Origin of the sequence: Pseudomonas sp. SWRI154 (assembly GCF_014268645.1) — a bacterium.
GTDB lineage: Bacteria > Pseudomonadota > Gammaproteobacteria > Pseudomonadales > Pseudomonadaceae > Aquipseudomonas > Aquipseudomonas marvdashtae.
The window spans coordinates 98,714-115,648 of sequence record NZ_JABWQW010000009.1 but is presented as its reverse complement, the minus strand read 5'-3'; the positions used below and the strand labels follow the sequence as shown (position 1 = coordinate 115,648).

At 58.1% G+C, this 16,935-nt stretch carries 12 protein-coding genes; 7 read left to right on the top strand and 5 right to left on the bottom strand.

The window, feature by feature from the left end:
• Positions 1–235: 235 nt before the first annotated feature.
• From HU806_RS10725 to HU806_RS10715, 3 genes are read left to right on the top strand one after another with little or no spacing between them, the layout of a single operon-like run.
• Complete coding sequence (locus HU806_RS10725; protein WP_186611350.1) at positions 236–877, top strand: FMN-binding negative transcriptional regulator; 642 nt, start codon at positions 236–238, stop codon at positions 875–877.
• Between the two features lie 2 nt (positions 878–879).
• On the top strand, positions 880–1,326 hold the full coding sequence (locus HU806_RS10720) for a GNAT family N-acetyltransferase (RefSeq protein ID WP_186611349.1): 447 nt from the start codon (positions 880–882) through the stop codon (positions 1,324–1,326).
• A gap of 10 nt (positions 1,327–1,336) precedes the next feature.
• Positions 1,337–2,008: a GNAT family N-acetyltransferase gene (locus tag HU806_RS10715; RefSeq protein WP_186611348.1), complete on the top strand. Its 672-nt coding sequence runs from the start codon at positions 1,337–1,339 to the stop codon at positions 2,006–2,008.
• A 60-nt stretch (positions 2,009–2,068) separates the two neighbouring features.
• Here the strand turns inward: HU806_RS10715 and HU806_RS26470 are convergent, their stop codons facing one another.
• Positions 2,069–7,048, bottom strand: a complete 4,980-nt coding sequence (locus HU806_RS26470) for an OTU domain-containing protein (RefSeq protein ID WP_238350153.1) — start codon at positions 7,046–7,048, stop codon at positions 2,069–2,071.
• Positions 7,049–7,237: 189 nt separating this feature from the next.
• Positions 7,238–8,137, bottom strand: a complete 900-nt coding sequence (locus HU806_RS10705) for a homocysteine S-methyltransferase family protein (RefSeq protein WP_186611347.1) — start codon at positions 8,135–8,137, stop codon at positions 7,238–7,240.
• A 114-nt stretch (positions 8,138–8,251) separates the two neighbouring features.
• Between HU806_RS10705 and HU806_RS10700 the strand changes: the two genes are divergently transcribed.
• The 3 genes from HU806_RS10700 (at position 8,252) to HU806_RS10690 (ending at position 12,208) form a co-directional block, all read left to right on the top strand.
• The gene (locus tag HU806_RS10700) at positions 8,252–9,073 is read left to right on the top strand and encodes an ABC transporter substrate-binding protein (protein ID WP_186611346.1); all 822 of its coding nucleotides are present in this window, start codon (positions 8,252–8,254) and stop codon (positions 9,071–9,073) included.
• The gene (locus HU806_RS10695) at positions 9,070–9,903 is read left to right on the top strand and encodes an amino acid ABC transporter permease (RefSeq protein WP_186611345.1); all 834 of its coding nucleotides are present in this window, start codon (positions 9,070–9,072) and stop codon (positions 9,901–9,903) included. Before HU806_RS10700 ends, HU806_RS10695 begins: the two co-directional genes overlap by 4 nt.
• A gap of 208 nt (positions 9,904–10,111) precedes the next feature.
• The gene (locus HU806_RS10690) at positions 10,112–12,208 is read left to right on the top strand and encodes an autotransporter outer membrane beta-barrel domain-containing protein (protein WP_186611344.1); all 2,097 of its coding nucleotides are present in this window, start codon (positions 10,112–10,114) and stop codon (positions 12,206–12,208) included.
• 66 nt (positions 12,209–12,274) lie between these two features.
• Here HU806_RS10690 and oadA read toward each other — a convergent pair whose 3' ends face one another.
• Both oadA and HU806_RS10680 read right to left on the bottom strand, forming a co-directional pair.
• Entirely contained in the window at positions 12,275–14,083 is a 1,809-nt protein-coding gene (gene oadA / locus HU806_RS10685; protein WP_186611343.1) for a sodium-extruding oxaloacetate decarboxylase subunit alpha, read from the bottom strand.
• Positions 14,084–14,185: 102 nt separating this feature from the next.
• Complete coding sequence (locus HU806_RS10680; protein ID WP_003187105.1) at positions 14,186–15,601, bottom strand: acetyl-CoA carboxylase biotin carboxylase subunit; 1,416 nt, start codon at positions 15,599–15,601, stop codon at positions 14,186–14,188.
• Between the two features lie 188 nt (positions 15,602–15,789).
• Between HU806_RS10680 and HU806_RS10675 the strand changes: the two genes are divergently transcribed.
• The gene (locus tag HU806_RS10675) at positions 15,790–16,752 is read left to right on the top strand and encodes a LysR family transcriptional regulator (RefSeq protein ID WP_186611342.1); all 963 of its coding nucleotides are present in this window, start codon (positions 15,790–15,792) and stop codon (positions 16,750–16,752) included.
• Here HU806_RS10675 and HU806_RS10670 read toward each other — a convergent pair.
• Positions 16,694–16,903 carry a PA3496 family putative envelope integrity protein gene (locus HU806_RS10670; RefSeq protein WP_186611341.1) on the bottom strand — a complete coding sequence of 70 codons (210 nt, stop codon included), beginning with the start codon at positions 16,901–16,903 and terminating at the stop codon, positions 16,694–16,696. The genes HU806_RS10675 and HU806_RS10670 overlap by 59 nt on opposite strands.
• Positions 16,904–16,935 lie beyond the last annotated feature (32 nt).

Sequence of the window (16,935 nt, the reverse complement as noted above, 5' to 3'; positions counted from 1 at the left end):
ATATATATATTCAGACGGATAATTTTACGTAATTGTAAATGGCTCTGCCCGGTCACTATCAAACGGATGTCCCGTCAGCATGCAGTGGTTAGGGTAGGGGAAGGTTGAAGGAGGATGCGTCATGACGTTGGCCATGACATCTGCGCGAATGGACCTATCGAATTCACCGTAAGTGGCTCTTACAACAGACCAATAGCCTGCCTAGGATGCTCGCATTCGCCAAGGAAAGATCATCATGTACAACCCCAAAGCCTTTGCCGTCGAAGACCTGCCCCAGTTGCACCAGATGATGGGCGATTGCCGCCTGGCCGTGTTGGTCACCCAGGGCGAACACGGTTTGCAGGCCAGCCATTTGCCGCTGTTGCTGGACACGCAGCAGGGGCCGAACGGCAGCCTTTACGGGCACATGGCCCGGGCCAATCCACAATGGCGCGATTTAGAAGCCGGGGCCGAAGCCCTGGTGATATTCGCTGGTGCCGAAGCCTACGTCAGCCCTGGGTTGTACCCGAGCAAGGCCGAACACGGCAAGGTCGTGCCGACCTGGAACTACGTGGCCGTACACGCCTATGGCAGCGCTGAAGTATTCAGCGACGCGCATCGCTTGCGCAACCTGGTAGGCGCCCTCACCGACCGCCACGAAAGCGGCCGCGAGCAGCCGTGGAAAATCGATGACGCACCAACCGAGTACATCGACAGCATGCTCAAGGCCATCGTCGGCTTCGCCCTGCCCATCCAGCGCCTGGAAGGCAAGCGCAAGCTCAGTCAGAACCGCAGCCCCGCGGATGCCGCCGGGGTACGCAACGGGCTCGCCGCCAGCCCCGACCCGCAGGACCGGGCGCTCGCCCACCTGATGCCTGAACAACTGTCCAAGGAGTGAACATGAGCCTACTCGACATCCGCCGCGTCAGCGCCGACGACCACGCCGCCTGGCTGCCGCTGTGGCAAGCCTACCTGCGCTTCTACAACACCGAATTGCCGGACGCGGTGACCCAAAGCACCTGGCAGCGCTTGCTCGATGAGCGTGAGCCGACCCATGCTGCCCTGGCCTGGCAGGGCGACGCGGCGGTGGGCCTGGTGCACTTCATTTATCACCGTTCGAACTGGAGCATCGAGAATTCTTGCTACCTGCAAGACCTGCTGGTAACGGAACAAAGCCGTGGCAGCGGTGTGGGCCGCCAGCTCATCGAATTCGTCTACGCCACCGCCAAGGCCGACGGTTGCCGCAAGGTGCACTGGTTGACTCACGAGACCAACGCGACCGCGATCCGGCTCTACGAGCGCATCGCTGAACGTCCCGGCTTCATTCAATTTCGCAAAGCCCTGTAGGAAGCACAGCATGTCGACATCACTGGCCAACTGGAAAGGCGCACCCGCACCTTTTGCACGATTGCTCGAAGGGCGTTTCATTCGCCTTGAGAAACTCGACCCGGCGCGTCACGCCGACGATTTGTGGCAAGCGCTGGAAGGCCCCGGCGCCGACCCGAAACTCTGGGACTATTTGCCCTACGGTCCGTTCAAGGATCGCAGCGCCTTCGATGCCTGGCTGAACAACCATGCGACCAATATCGACCCGTACTTTTTCAGCGTGATCGACCGCGCCAGCGGCGACGTCCAGGGCATTCTCAGCTTGATGTCCATTGTGCCGGCTCACGGTCGCATCGAAATCGGCCACGTCACTTTCGGCGCGCCGATGCAGCGTTCACCGAAAAGTACCGAGGCGATCTATCTACTGGCAAAAGAGAGTTTCGCCTTGGGTTATCGGCGTCTCGAATGGAAATGCAATAACGGCAATGCCCGTTCCAAGTACGCCGCCGAACGACTGGGATTCACCTTTGAAGGGGTGTTCCGCCAGCACATGGTGGTCAAGGGGCAGAACCGCGACACCGCTTGGTATTCGATGCTGGATTCGGAATGGCCAGTGATCCAGGCGGCGTTCGAGCGGTGGCTGAGTGAAGAAAATCAGCGAGAGGGCGGACAAGTCCACAGCTTGGCGCAATGTCGAGCGTAACTTACCGACACCATTCGGCCCCTATCGCGGGCTCGCCCGCGATAGGAGCCGACGCCGGATTCAGTCAGTCGGCTTATCCGTGTCTGGTTTGCGAGCTTTAAGGTTTCCAAACGACCTCAGCGAGTCCGCCGTCACGCCCTCCCTGGCATATTGCCAAGCCCAATCGGGTATTTGCAGATGGGTTTCCAGGTGCAAAGCAAAATCCAGACGGCTATGCCCCAAGTGATCGGCGGGAAAGTCAAAGCTGTATAAATATTGCTGTGCCTGCCGTTGGCTGAGGCTTAGAAGGCTCCGGACAATCTGATTCGCACGGGTCTCTTCTGGACTAAGACTGGCCTCCACCGCCAATGCAAAATCCAATTCAGAACGCAATGCCGTAGGCCGCCCAAGCGCTAGCCGAATATGGGTGTCGCTAAAGTGCGGTCCAACCAGATCCTCCCAGACTTGCCTGGCATTTTCGAGAGAAAACCGCCGCAACGAACGCCACAAATCAGGGGTGTTGAACAAGATACCGATCCTGGTGTTTGAAGCACGTTGTCCAAGAGCGCTAAAAAGGCTCAGGAAAACAGGCGCGTCGCCAATCTCCTGCTGGTCCTTCAAAAAAACCCAAAAGGCCTGCAATTCTTCCTGTCGAGTGATGATGCTCTGCAGATTCCGGTCATCGAACGGGCGCATCCAGTCAACATCAAGTTCAGCCGTATTCAATAACTCCGAGTAACGACTATTGGCATACTCGGCAATAAGACGAAGTCGCTCATTGGACAGTGCGGGATCGCGCAACCAACTCGCGAAAGAACTCACACTCAGCCTGTCGCCCAATGTCCAGGAAATAATCGGCGATCCCAGAAGGATTTCGGCTCGCCCGCGCAACGCAGGAAAGCGACTAAGCGCTCTACGGTACAGGCTTCGGGTGTTGTCCGCATTGGTGTGGTCTATGAATGCTTCAAGCAGCTCCGCCTGGTCATCGAGCACCTGGCCGGTGGTTTGCTCGAGCCTTTGCGCCAACTCATCCAACTCATCGCTTGTCACCAGCGAAACGCCGTCGAGCAATTCATCCAGTTGATCGTCATCGAGATGACCATGGGTGGCTTGGTCGAACAGGATAAAGGCATCCTCGGAGACCGGGTGATTCCACGCCAAATCTTGAGCGGTGACACCATATTCCAGCAGGATATGGATCAGATTGTGGCTCAAGATAAAGTTATCTTTTTCAAGCAGTTCGGTGATATATCGGTGTTGAACGGGCTCCAACAACACACCTTGCAAAAAATTCTGCAGCGATTGTTGTTCCGGCGGCGATAAAGGTCCATACCAACGGCGTAACGGGCCTGGGGAGCGCGCCGATAAATAGCCGGCGATATACCGGTACATTTCCACGGGTAAATCGCCACCTCGCGCTCGGTCCAACGCCCTACTGCCCACTTCATTGACCACTTGATTCAAGTAACCCACTGCGGGCTGGAAGAGTTGATGGGGGTTAGGGCCTCCGTCAATGATCCGCGTTAAATCGCTGAACGCAGCAATTCCCAACAGATCTTTTAGAGTCGAAGCGTTATGAAAGAGTGCCAATTGCATACCGGAACCTTGTTGTGCCGGCACATACTGCATTAACTCTGGATGCTGATCGATGTAAAGAGCGGCCTCATTACGCAATCCCTGCATCGAAAAAGTACCCTGCCCTTGGCCGTCGTTAAGCCCTTGGGCAATGGCATTGAAGAAGCAGTTTCCGTCACGAGGAATATCCACCACGCGATCGCTCAGGACCAAGCGATAGTGATTTAGACCTGTTCGGATCAGGACTACATCGTTGGCCGCTTGTTCAGGATGAAGGCGCAGGGGATAGACACGCTCAGTCTGGCCCGGGGTAAAACGTACGGACCACTGATGATCAGCCGATATGTCGTCCCTGATCAGAAGACTTCGGTTACGCGGCCAACTCGGAAGGCGCGTCATGATCGCAGGGACCAGGTCCATGATTTGATTGTCCCAACTACCCGGCGTGCGGATCACATCGGAAACACTCGTCAAAGCAGGCACCTTGGGATCTGAGGGGCCTGGTCCGGGAGCGCTGCCTGCTCGTCGTTTTCCTCCCCCCTGGCCGAACCCTACGGCGCGCCATTCGCCATCGGGCATCCGTGCGATCGTACTTCTCATCACGCCGCTCGAGCGAATGCTCAAGCCCGTCATCGGATCGACAAGGGTCGCCTCAGAGGCGTTCAGCCGGGTGTGATCGTGCACGCGCAAAACCGTCCCGTCAGGTTGTCGCACATACACACCACGAGTAACGCTACCAGTGGCGCTATCGGTAAAGGAAGGACGGTAAAAACCCTGAGCATCCGGCGACCACCCTTGAATCAAGGATGGATCCGGCACGGCATAGCGGCGATAGAGCGCCTCTTCCAATGGCAGGCCGGCCAGTGCGTCTCCCTGGCTCTGACGAGCCGCCACCGTCGCGGGCGAGGCCTGCCCCCTTAGCGCAAGGACCACCCCATGGACGGAGCGTTGGTTTTTACGCGATGAGAGATTATGCAGATGTATCAAGGTCTTCAGATCCATTGGGATACCTGTCCTGAACGCCCCGTAGCCAACCTCTACCGCGCTCCTGAGTAATCGAAAGCCAGGGGTAAACAGCAAACCGATCAGATCCATCATGCTTTCGACCACCGCCATGCCGACCCTGAACGCGGTTTGACGTTGCATGTCCCGATTACTGGTGGAACGGTGATCCGCATAGGCGCTGTGGAAGTTGACGTGCGCCCGGTGAAAAGTCTCGAGAAAGTCGCCGGTGATCAGCGCCCCCCGAATCAGGGGGCGACTGCGCTGCTGCCCCAGTAGTTTTTTTATTTCCTCTTGATCGGCACTGGCAATGCGCGAACGGAAATACACCTGCCATTCTTCCTGTTTTAGAAGTGCTGTAACGCCGTCGCTCAGATCAGAAAACTCATGGAGATCGTTACCCTTTGGGCTGTCAGGAAAATAGACACCGACTGTGCCCTTGATCACCGGCCCGTCCTGATCGGAAAAGATCAGCGCGCCATCGATGCTGACCGCGTTACCCATCGTCCCGTTTTGTCCACCAACGCCTACGCTTCCCCCCAGAAGAAGACCATGAACATTCACCCGTCGCCCGCACACTTGGGTACGCGCTTCTGCCGTCGGCGATTTCACAATGGTCTTCAGCCAGAGAGCGAGTTGCTTTTTGAACTTCGGTGGTTTGAGGGTCTCGTCCAGTACATCGGTGCTGAACACGTCGCTGCCTCTGAGTGTCGCCTCGTAACCCTTGAGCTTGATATTGGCCAGGTACGCTGCCTGCCACGCCGCCTTATAGGCAGGTTTGTTCAATTTCTCGCGAAGCAGGATTTCATAACTCCCGCCGACGTCGAGTGTGGTAGCCATCCGAGCAAGTTCATTCCCCGTCAACGTGACCAGCACGCCGGTAGCCGGGTGCCGGATTCGTTGGCCATGTTGATCCACCAGATAGACAGTCGATACCTCTCTCATCGCGTTCGGATATTGAGGCGTGCGAACGTTGTCGAGCATCAACTGGGTCAAGCTGGTGATGCGGGAATGCCTTGGATCGACACTTTTGCCAGAAAAAAGGGTGATCATTGTTTTGTCCGGATCGGGATTTAGATCCGTGTGTACCGTTTGCTGGAGATAGCGTTTGATCTTTGCCCGGGCGAATTGCTCCAACGTCTCGAGGCTGTCGCCCAGTCGATGGGCCGCGTCCATGACCTTGCTTTCCAAATGGCGATAGTGGGTTTGCTCCAAAGGGGTCGCGGTTTTATAGAAGTTGGGGCGCTTGTTTTCGATCTGTGTTGCGGCGCGAAAAATCAATGGCCCGACGAGCGATAACATGGGTAAGACCAGTGCACTCTCGACGTTACTTGCAAATGTCCTTACCGCGACCTCCACGCTTCCCGGCGCATTCAATGCCGTCTCGAGAGCAGCGCCTTGCAAGTCCAACAGCTCTTGCGCCGCGACGGCAAATACATGTCCAGAGCGCTCAGTGGAGATATTCAGGATCTTACGTTCTTGATCCTTGTAGACAGGCAGCACGTCCGTGACTAACTGTTGGAAAGAACCGAATCGCTGCAGTCCGCGCTCCAGGGAATAAAGAAACAACGCCTGTTGGTCAGCTCGCTTTATAACCATGGCGCCAGGCCATTCCCGCGGTGTATCAGTGCCCATGTCGAGCATCACCGCATACACATGCGGTATGGGCGCTCGCATCAATCGGTTTCTGTCCGCTTTCTCAGGGTGGGTAGTGATGAGGTCTAACAAGCGATCTTCATCGGCGTGCAAAGTGCGTAGGCCCTGGACTGATTTGACAGCGGGATCCCGATTAGCCTTGTACAAGTCGAAAAAATGTAGAAACCGTTGAGCAAGCAGATGGGCGAAGGCTGCCTCTACCGTCTTCAAGGCCGTTGAATCGAGTAAGTTTTCGCGAGGTAAGAGACTACGAAAGCGCGCAAGCTCATCACGGAGCTGACGCTTTACCAGGTCATTGGTTGTCGGATTGGCAATATATAATGCCGATTCCATGGCTCGGAGCATGTGCACGTCCACAGGAACGGCAAATACGCTGTGGGTTTCATCCACGTCATCCGGACGGGTGAAAAAACCCACCTCCCCCAGCTTGTACGTTGGAGGCGAATCAGTTGATACACAGCTCCACATAACCTCAGAAAAGCTCTTCGAGGCTGTCCACGACCGCTCACCGTTCGAATCAGTAGTGTAGTGACTCACATACCAATGATCCGGATCGATACGCTCAAGCAGTGAGACAGAAAACTTGTGCGCTGGAACGGTTGCCTTGATGGCTTTAGCCAACAGGTCCTTGAGCACTGAATCGAACGTTGGCAGGCCGGCGAACAAACGGATCAGTGCCGCTTGGTTAGCGGCCAGCAAGTTCAACTGTCTGAGCTGCTCCTTTTCCTGGGCACTCGTGGGTTGATCGGTGACCTGGCCGTCGGCGGGTAGTTGGGGAACGATAGAGACCGACGAATCGTCGGATCCGGTTTCTGAGTAAATAGGCATTTGACCGTCCATGGTGAATTGGAGGTGCAGAACCTAGCGCGCTATTCGATCAGAAATGACATACATATATATTTGCGTCGCGACCGAGCCCGGAAAAACCGTAAGCAATGATCTTCAACGTGGCGGACAGGTAAAAGTTTGCCGGGCCGAGGGGCAATCGTCAGTCCAAATGATTGCCCCTAGCGCGACTTAACCCAACCGTTGTGCCAACACCGCGATGTGTTCCGGCCCTATCCCGCAGCAGCCGCCCAAGTGGCTGGCCCCGCGCCTGCGCCAATCGGCCGCCCACTGTAAATATCCCGGCGGATCAAGGTCTTCGCGCAACGGATCAAGCCCGTCGTTGGCCGTCGCTTCCTTCGGTTGCGGCGGGAACGCGTTGGCGTAGGCACCGATGCCGATCTTCAACCCCAAGCGCTCGAAGGTGTCCCGCGCCGCGTCGATGGCCGCGCCGATCACTTCCGGCTGGCTGCAGTTGAACAGCAGCACTTCGACACCCAGTTCGGCCGCCACCGCCGCGGCGTCCGCCACCGGCTCGCCGGAACGCAGGCGTGGTACTTCATCGGTGTCTTCATCTTTCAAGGTGAACGACAGCCAGAACGGCTTGCCATCCTGCGGCAGCCCGGCGTGAATCGCCCGCGCTTCGACCGTGGAGCTCTGAGTCTCGGCCAGCCACAAATCGACATTAGGCGCCAGGCCGTTCACCAGGGGCGTCAGCAGTTCACTGGCGCGGGAAGCGTCGAACAAATCCGGCCGGTAGGAACCGAACAGCGGCGGCAGCGACCCGGCCACGCGAACCGCTTTGCCGCAAGCCTGTACCGCCCGTTGCGCCAACTCGCCCGCCAGCGCGGCCAAGGCCTGGCCTTCGGCGGCAAATCGCGCCTCGCCAATGTGGAATGGCACCACGGCGTAGCTGTTGCTGGTGATTACGTTGGCGCCGCTGGCAATGTAGGCCGCATGCACGGCTTCTACCGCCTCGGGCGCTTCACTCAAGGCCAGGGCCGACCACTCGGGCTGTCGGAACGGCGCACCCCGGCGTTGCAGCTCGCGGCCCATGCCGCCATCGAGAATGACTGTAGTTGCTGCGGCCATATGCGATTCACTCATAAGCTTATGAAAAATACTCACTACCGGAGTCGTTCTTATAACTATTTAATACGCACCATTCCGAGAACTACAACTTATTTTTCCAACAGGGCACGCCACATGAAATTACAACCGATGCTGGGCCTGGGCCTGACTCTTCTGGCCGCCTCTTCGCAAGCGTTCGCCGGCGCCACGCTGGATCGCATCGAACAGAAGAAGGAGCTGGTCGGCGTGCTGATGGAAAGCTATCCACCGTTCTCGTTTCTCAACGATCAAAACCAACTCGATGGTTTTGACGTGGACGTCGCCAGGGCCGTGGCGCAGAAACTGGGCGTGAAGCTGCGCCTGGAAACCCCATCCTGGGACGTGATCGCGGCCGGTCACTGGAGCGGGCGCTATGACATCTGCGTCTGCTCCATGACGCCGAGCAAGGCCCGCGCCGAAGTGTTCGACTTTCCCGTGCAGTATTACGCGTCGCCAGCGGTGATCGTGGTCAACGCCAAGGACGACCGTATCCACGGCGCCAAGGACCTGAGCGGCAAGAAGGTCGGTCTGACCAGCGCCTCCAGCTACGAAAGTTACCTGAACAAGAACTTGGTGATCGAAGGCGCCGAGGACACCCAACTGAGCTATCCGTTCGAGGGCGTGCAGATCGCCCCGTACGACACCGACAACGTAGCGTTCCAAGACCTGGGGCTCGGCGCCGGGGTGCGACTGGATGCAGTGCTGACCAATCTGGTGACCGCGCAGCCGCGCCTGACCGAAGACAAGCGTTTCAAACTGGCGGGCGAGGCGCTGTATTCCGAGCCCAACTCGGTCGCTATCGAAAAGGGTGACGCCGAATGGAACAGCAAAGTGCGTGAAGTCTTCGCTCAGTTGAAACAGGACGGCACCTTGAGCAGACTCTCGCAGAAATGGATCGGCGCCGACATCACCCAATGACTTCTTTTCCACCGCCTCAGCTACCGCCTACGGTGGCTGAATCACGCCTGCAAAAAATCTTCGGCTTTCGCACCCGGTTGTACCTGACCTGGGCGGCGATGTTGGTACTGTTCGCGAGTTTCTTCCTGAGCTTCGACCTGAAGTTCTCGATCATCCTCGACAAACTGCCGAACCTGCTGGGCGTGCACCTGGCGCCCAATGGCTTCTTGCAGGGTGCGGTGCTGACGTTGTTCCTATGCGTGTGCTCGATCTTCGCTTCCTCACTGCTGGGTTTCATCACCGCCCTGGCGCGGCTGTCCAGCAGCGCGGTGGCGTTCGGCATCGCCAGTTTCTACGCCTCGTTCTTCCGTGGCACGCCGCTGCTGATCCAGATCCTGCTGATCTACCTGGGTCTGCCACAACTGGGCATGGTTCCCGGCGCCATTGCCGCCGGAATCATCGCCCTGTCGCTGAACTACGGTGCCTACCTGAGCGAAATCTTTCGCGCCGGCATCCTCGGCGTGCCCCACGGCCAACGCGAAGCCTCCCTCGCCCTGGGCCTGAGCGAAACCGTGATCTTTTGGCGCGTCACCCTGCCCCAGGCCATGCGCACCATCATCCCGCCGACGACCAACCAGTTCATCTCCATGCTCAAGGACTCCTCGCTGATCTCGGTGATGGGGGTTTGGGAGGTGATGTTTTTGGCGCAGTCTTATGGTCGTTCCAGTTATCGCTACATTGAGATGCTGACTACAGCGGCGATCATTTATTGGTTGATGTCCATTGCATTGGAGCTGATACAGGCGCGGATGGAGCGGCATTATGGGAAGGCGTATCTCAAGCGCAGTTGATCGCCCGCACGTCGTCAAACGGAATGGTCCGAGGATGGTGTAGGGCAAAGCCTATTATCAAGAATGCCAATGCAGCGATGCGGTGATCGCGGCACGAGTAGCCTACAGGTTCCATCGTCATGTCTCGCCTACGGCGCGGAGATGGCTGGCATCGTCTCCTAGATAAAATTTTTAAAGTGCGGACTCATTTCCTGAGAGGCCGCACTCGATGCCTACCCAACACGTGTACCTGCCCCACCACCTCGCTCTGGCGATCGCCTTGGCGCTTGGCTGTGCCGAGGTTTCGATGGCTCAGTCAGTTGCCGATCAAGCCCGCTCCGTAGAAACGACCGCCCAGATGCAGGCTCGTCTCAAGGCGTTCGCGACAACGAAGGATACGAAGATCGATAAAATCACCACAGCCCGAGAAGCAGCCCTGTCGAAAGGCGACGATAACGATCTGGTGATTTTAAAAAGCGGCGGCCAACTCATCGGGATCACCGACGGCGGCGGTGGTATCAATGTCTTGCAGCTGGATAACGCCAAGGGAGGCGAGTCGCCTGAAACGCGCAACTTCCAGGATCTGCATGTAAAGCCAGGCGAATGGTCGAACAGCAGGGTTTTCAGCGGAAACAGCCTGATTGATCCCAAGGCTAAATTGATTAATACCGGAGCTATCGGCGGTGCGGTGCACGTTCTTGGCGAGTTCACTAACCAAGGCACGGTGGCCGGACCGGTTTTTGTAGGGAAAAATGCCAAGTTCAGCGGCAACGGGACGGTCGACGCACTGGACGTTGCAGGTTTGATGGAGGTCGGTCCTGAAGTCGGCGCCCCTTCGATTACCAACGATCTCAAGTTTTCCAAAAGCGCGATGCTGGTTTACGGAATCGATGCAGAAAAAGGAAGCGCGACGATAAAGGTTGGCGGTACCGCGACGTTAGGCAATGCGACATTGAAAATCACGTCCTTGCCGGGCGAGTCCGTCGGCCAGAGCAAACACGTCGTGATAAAAGCAACCAAAATCGATGGTGAATTTGGGAAGGTCATCAACGAATTGGCCCTCGTGACAGCGACACCTGACTACACCACAGGGACGGAAGTAGGATTGGCCCTTACGCTCAAGAAAGTCACGTCAAAAGAAATCACGCCCTCTAAAAATGGCCAGGAGGTTTTAGACACTATCTTGGAGCAGAAACACGGTGAATCAACGCCGACAGACCCCGTCGGAGCTTTACCGATAGGAGAACTTTCTGCCACCAAATCGCAAACCAGTCTTTCAGCGTCAAATTCTACCAAACCACTGAAAGTAGCTGTCAGCGCCAAACCCAACGCCGCCATCAACGCCCTGCTCGGCACCAGCATGGCCACCGCCGCCGACGCCATCGATCAGCTGGGTGGCTATGACACGGCGGACCTGGGCAATGCCACTTTGAGCAGCGTCGCGCCGATCAGCAGCGGAATACTTTCGGCCATGAGCCGAAATACCCCGACGGGTGCGCCACACAACGGCCAGGTATGGGTCCAGGCCATCGGCAACAGCGGCAGCCTCGCCAAGCAATTGGGTAGCTTTTCCCTGAAGCATTCGACCAAGGGCCTGATGCTGGGAACCGACTGGGCTATCAGCCCTGAGTGGCGGCTGGGCCTCATCGGCAGCAAGACCCAGACGCGGATGGACAGTTATCAGTTCGACGGAGCCCTGGACAGTTGGCTCGCCGGCGCATACGCCTTGCGGCAGGACGGGCCGCTGGCGCTGCGCCTGGGCGCTGTCTATGGCAGTCATGACGGCAATACCGATCGCCACGTTGCCTTCAACGGATTCAGGGATCGCTTGAAGGGTCGTTACGATGCCACGACACAGCAGGTCTTTGGACAGGTTGGCTATAACCTGGATGTTGGGCATTTCGATATCGAACCCTATGTCCAAGTGGGTTACCAGCGCTATCAACGCGATGCCTATACCGAAAAAGGTGGGGACGCCGCGTTGCAGTACAACAGCCAGGCGCAGGACCACTACAGCAGCGACCTCGGCCTTCGCCTCGCCCGCTCCTTCATGTTCGATCGCGGCATGCGCTTGACGCCGCGACTGGATGTCGGCTGGAAGCACCTGTATGGCGACGTAAGGGGAACCTCAGCTCAGCGTATGGCCAGCGGAAGTGGCATCTACACCGTCAAAGGCATCGAACTGGACCGGGACAGCCTGCTCCTGGACGCCGGACTGGACCTGGCCGTATCGCCCCGGCATACCCTGGGGCTGAGCTATCGCGGTGAAACCGGCCAGGACAACCGCAACGGTGCGCTGATGGGCCAGTGGCGGATGATGTTCTGACAGGCAAAAAAAAAAAGGGGAGCACATGCCCCCCCGAGGTTAAAGCGTTGTATCGAGGCTGTTCAGTCAGCCTTCGATCTCGACTAGGATCTCACCCGGGTTGACCCGGTCGCCCTTGGCCACATGAATGGCGGTGACCTTGCCGGCGATGGCCGCTTGGACTTCGGTTTCCATCTTCATGGCTTCGGTGATCAATACTGCTTGGCCGGCCTTCACCACGTCGCCCTCCTTGACCAGGACATCGACGATGTTGCCCGGCATGGTGGTACTGACATGGCCTGGCGCAGTGGCTTGCTTGCGCTTGCTGCTGCCGCCGCCGACGAATTCGTTGAGCGGTTCGAACACGACCTCTTCCGGCATGCCATCGATGGACAGGTAGAAGTGACGCTTGCCTTCGGCCTTGACGCCCACGCCGGTAATGTCGACGCGGTAGGTTTCACCGTGAACGTCGATGACGAACTCGGTCGGCACACCTTCGCCACCCGCAGAACTCACGCTACCCGCTTCCGGAATCGGCAAAAGCACTTCCGGGGTCAGGGTGCCGGCTTCACGTTCTTCGAGGAACTTGCGACCGATGTCCGGGAACATGGCGTAGGTCAGCACGTCCTCTTCGGACTTGGCCAGGGCACCGATTTCGCCACGCAGCTTGGTCATTTCCGGCTTGAGCAAATCGGCCGGACGTACGTCGATCACTTCTTCGCTACCAATGGCCTGGCGACGCAGCTTCTCACTCACCGAACCCGGCGCCTTGCCGTAGCCGCCCTGCAAATAGAGCTTCACTTCGTTGGTGATGGTCTTGTAGCGCTCACCGGCCAACACGTTGAAGAACGCCTGGGTGCCGACGATCTGCGAGGTCGGGGTCACCAGAGGCGGGAAACCGAGGTCTTCGCGCACGCGCGGGATTTCCGCCAGTACTTCGTTCATCCGGTTCAGCGCGCCCTGCTCTTTCAACTGGTTGGCGAGGTTGGAGATCATCCCGCCCGGCACCTGGTTGACCTGGACGCGGGTGTCCACGGCGGTGAACTCGCTTTCGAACTGGTGGTATTTCTTGCGCACGGCGTAGAAGTACAGGCCAATTTCCTGCAACAGCTCCAGGTCCAGGCCGGTGTCGAACTCGCTGCCTTTGAGAGCAGCGACCATCGACTCGGTGCCCGGGTGACTGGTGCCCCAGGCGAAGCTGGAGATCGCGGTGTCGATGTGGTCGGCGCCGTTCTCGACGGCCTTGAGTTGGCACATCGCGGCCAGGCCGGCGGTATCGTGGGAGTGGATGAACACCGGTAGCGATTGCTCGGCCTTCAGCGCTTTCACCAGCTCGCCAGTGGCGTACGGCGTAAGCAGGCCGGCCATGTCCTTGATCGCGACCGAGTCGCAACCCATGGCTTCCATCTGTTTGGCCTGGGCCACGAAAGCCTCAATGGTGTGCACCGGGCTGGTGGTGTAGGCGATGGTGCCCTGAGCATGTTTGCCAGCAGCCTTCACGGCTTCGATGGCAACGCGCAGGTTACGCACGTCGTTCATCGCGTCGAAGATACGGAACACATCGATACCGTTGACCGCAGCCTTGGCGACAAACGCCCTGACCACGTCATCGCTGTAATGACGGTAGCCCAGCAGGTTCTGGCCGCGCAGGAGCATTTGCAAGCGAGTGTTGGGCAGCGCCCCGCGCAGTTGGCGCAAGCGCTCCCACGGGTCTTCTTTCAGGAAGCGCACGCAGGCATCGAATGTGGCGCCGCCCCAGACTTCCAGCGACCAATAGCCGACTTTGTCGAGCTTGTCGCAGATCGGCAGCATATCTTCGGTGCGCATGCGGGTGGCGAGCAGCGATTGGTGAGCGTCGCGCAGGATTGTGTCGGTTACAAAGATTTTCTTGGGCATTTCACGATCTCCTCATAGCGACAAGCGGCAAGCTACAAGCGGCAAGTAAGAGCGAATCGGCTTTTACTTGCCGCTTGCAGCTTGGGGCTTGCAGCTGCTTATTCATAAGCCTGCGTGTGCCGCAATGGCGGCGGCGATGGCCAGGGCCAGCTCTTCGGGTTTGCGCTTGATCGAGTAGTTGGTCAGTTCAGGGTGGCTTTCAACGAAGCTGGTATTGAACTGGCCGCTGCGGAATTCCGGATTGCGCAGAATTTCCTGGTAATACGCGGCGGTGGTCTTGACCCCCTGCAGGCGCATGTCATCCAGGGCTCGCAGGCCACGGTCCATCGCTTCTTCCCAGGTCAACGCCCAGACCACCAGCTTCAGGCACATCGAATCGTAGAACGGCGGAATGGTGTAGCCGGTGTAGATCGCTGTGTCGGTACGCACGCCCGGGCCGCCCGGAGCGTAATAACGGGTGATCTTGCCGAAGCTGGGCAGGAAATTGTTTTTCGGGTCTTCGGCGTTGATGCGGAACTGCAACGCGAAGCCACGGTGCTGGATGTCTTCTTGCTTGACCGACAGCGGCAGCCCGGAGGCGATGCGGATCTGTTCGCGGACAATGTCGATACCGGTGATTTCTTCGGTGATGGTGTGTTCCACCTGCACTCGGGTGTTCATCTCCATGAAGTACACCTCGCCTTCGGCGAGCAAAAACTCCACGGTGCCGGCATTCTCATAGCCCACGGCTTTGGCGGCGCGCACCGACAAGTCGCCGATATAGGCGCGCTGCTCGGGCGTCAGCTGTGGGCTCGGGGCGATTTCGATCAGCTTCTGGTTGCGGCGCTGGATCGAGCAGTCACGTTCGAACAGATGCACGACATTTCCGAAACTATCACCAAGAATCTGCGCCTCGATGTGCTTGGGGTTGACGATGCATTTTTCCAGGAACACTTCCGCCGAACCGAACGCCTTGGTGGCTTCGGAGATAACGCGTGGGAATGCCTGTTCGAGTTCTTCGCGGCTGTTGCAGCGACGGATGCCACGGCCACCGCCGCCGGACGTGGCCTTGAGCATCACCGGGTAACCAATCCGATCACCTTCGGTCAGCGCCTCTTCGATGCCCGCTACGTTGCCTTCGGTCCCCGGCGTGACCGGCACACCGGCCTTGATCATGCTGCGGCGCGCTTCGGTCTTGTCGCCCATGCGGCGAATGACTTCCGCCGATGGGCCAATGAATTTGATCCCGCGTTCAGCGCAGATGTCTGCCAGCTCGGCGTTTTCCGAAAGGAAACCGTAACCAGGGTGCAACGCATCACAGCCGGTTTCGACGGCGAGGTTCACCAATTTGCGCGGGTTGAGATAACCGGCCAGCGGATCGGCGCCGATGCTGTGGGCCTCGTCCGCGCGCTTGACATGCAACGCATGGCGGTCAGCGTCGGAATAGACCGCGACCGAGCGAATGCCCATCTCTGCGCAGGCGCGGACGATGCGGACGGCAATCTCACCACGATTGGCGATCAGGATTTTTGTTATCAATTGGAGATTCCCTTGAGCCGGTGATACCCACGGCCTGAGGTTCAGGCCGATGCGTGACCAGATGTAACAATTGGTCGCAGCTCCACACTAGTCCGGGGCGTTGATTAACAAAAATGAATATTTATTGGGTCGTGCATAAGCAAAGACTTATAGTTGATCGCACCCATCCAAGCGAGAGACCTTAGAAAATGCGTAAGTCATTGATGCGTATGACATTGCGTCAATTGCAAATTTTCAATGAGGTGTGCGACCTGAGATCTTACAGCCGTGCAGCTGATGAAATGTCTCTCACACAACCGGCCGTTAGCCTACAGATTCGGTCGTTGGAAGAGCTAATTGGCCAGCCGCTCTTCGAATATGTCGGCAAAAAACTCTACATGACCGAGGCCGCCGAAGCCCTGCAACGTGCCAGTCGTGACATTTTCGGACGCCTGGAAAACCTCGATATGCAGCTCTCGGACATGCAGGGTTCGCTGCAGGGCCAATTGAAGCTTGCGGTGGAATCCAGCGCCAAGTATTTCGTCCCGCACCTGTTCGCTGCGTTCAAGCGCCAGCATCCCGAGGTGAACCTGAACCTCACGGTGGTCAATCGCGGTCAAGTCATCCGGCGGCTCTCGGACAACCGTGACGACTTGGTGATCATGTCCATGGTGCCTCAGGACATGGGGCTGGAATTCCTGCCGTTTCTCAACAATCCAATCGTCGCCGTGGCGCCGCCCGACCATCCGCTGTGCCACATGGGCTCATTGCGATTGCAGGATTTGGAGCCCTACACCCTGCTGTTGCGCGAACCAGGGTCCGGCACGCGGCTGGCCTGCGAGGAATACTTCAAGGAGAAACGGGTGCATTTCACCCAGACGCTGGAAGTGGCGTCGGCAGAGGCCCAGCGCGAATGCGTGGTAGCCGGGCTGGGCGTGGCGCTGTTGACACGCCACGCCGTAAGCCGGGAACTGTCGTCCGGCGCGCTCATCGAGTTGCCGGTGGAGGAATTGCCGCTGTACCGCAGCTGGTGCCTGGTGCAGGCCAGGGCGAAGCGCTTGTCACCGGTCGCGCATGCCTTCCTGGCATTCGTTCGCAGCGAGCGCGCCCAGATCATCGGCCTGGTTGAGCGTTTCGACGGGAAGCCGCCGGTGTCGCCTGCCAGTAATTGAACTCAACCGCGTCGGGAAATTCGCTGATCTCTGCCAGAAGCTGACGCTGTTCATAGCGGTCTTCGATTGCACGACGGAACGCCATGCGGCGCTGGTCTTCCTGTTGGCGACGGGTTTTGGAGGCGCTGCGTTCTTCGTAGGACTGGGTCATGTCGAGACTCCCAAGACGTATACGGGAGCTTC

What these genes read in the sequence shown, in the direction of transcription:
- HU806_RS10700 (WP_186611346.1), top strand. Translation starts at nt 8,252, where the DNA reads ATGAAATTACAACCGATGCTGGGCCTGGGCCTGACTCTTCTGGCCGCC.
- HU806_RS10720 (WP_186611349.1), top strand. Translation starts at nt 880, where the DNA reads ATGAGCCTACTCGACATCCGCCGCGTCAGCGCCGACGACCACGCCGCC.
- HU806_RS10725 (WP_186611350.1), top strand. Translation starts at nt 236, where the DNA reads ATGTACAACCCCAAAGCCTTTGCCGTCGAAGACCTGCCCCAGTTGCAC.
- HU806_RS10695 (WP_186611345.1), top strand. Translation starts at nt 9,070, where the DNA reads ATGACTTCTTTTCCACCGCCTCAGCTACCGCCTACGGTGGCTGAATCA.
- oadA (WP_186611343.1), bottom strand. Translation starts at nt 14,083, where the DNA reads ATGCCCAAGAAAATCTTTGTAACCGACACAATCCTGCGCGACGCTCAC.
- HU806_RS26470 (WP_238350153.1), bottom strand. Translation starts at nt 7,048, where the DNA reads ATGCCTATTTACTCAGAAACCGGATCCGACGATTCGTCGGTCTCTATC.
- HU806_RS10715 (WP_186611348.1), top strand. Translation starts at nt 1,337, where the DNA reads ATGTCGACATCACTGGCCAACTGGAAAGGCGCACCCGCACCTTTTGCA.
- HU806_RS10690 (WP_186611344.1), top strand. Translation starts at nt 10,112, where the DNA reads ATGCCTACCCAACACGTGTACCTGCCCCACCACCTCGCTCTGGCGATC.
- HU806_RS10675 (WP_186611342.1), top strand. Translation starts at nt 15,790, where the DNA reads ATGCGTAAGTCATTGATGCGTATGACATTGCGTCAATTGCAAATTTTC.
- HU806_RS10670 (WP_186611341.1), bottom strand. Translation starts at nt 16,903, where the DNA reads ATGACCCAGTCCTACGAAGAACGCAGCGCCTCCAAAACCCGTCGCCAA.
- HU806_RS10705 (WP_186611347.1), bottom strand. Translation starts at nt 8,137, where the DNA reads ATGGCCGCAGCAACTACAGTCATTCTCGATGGCGGCATGGGCCGCGAG.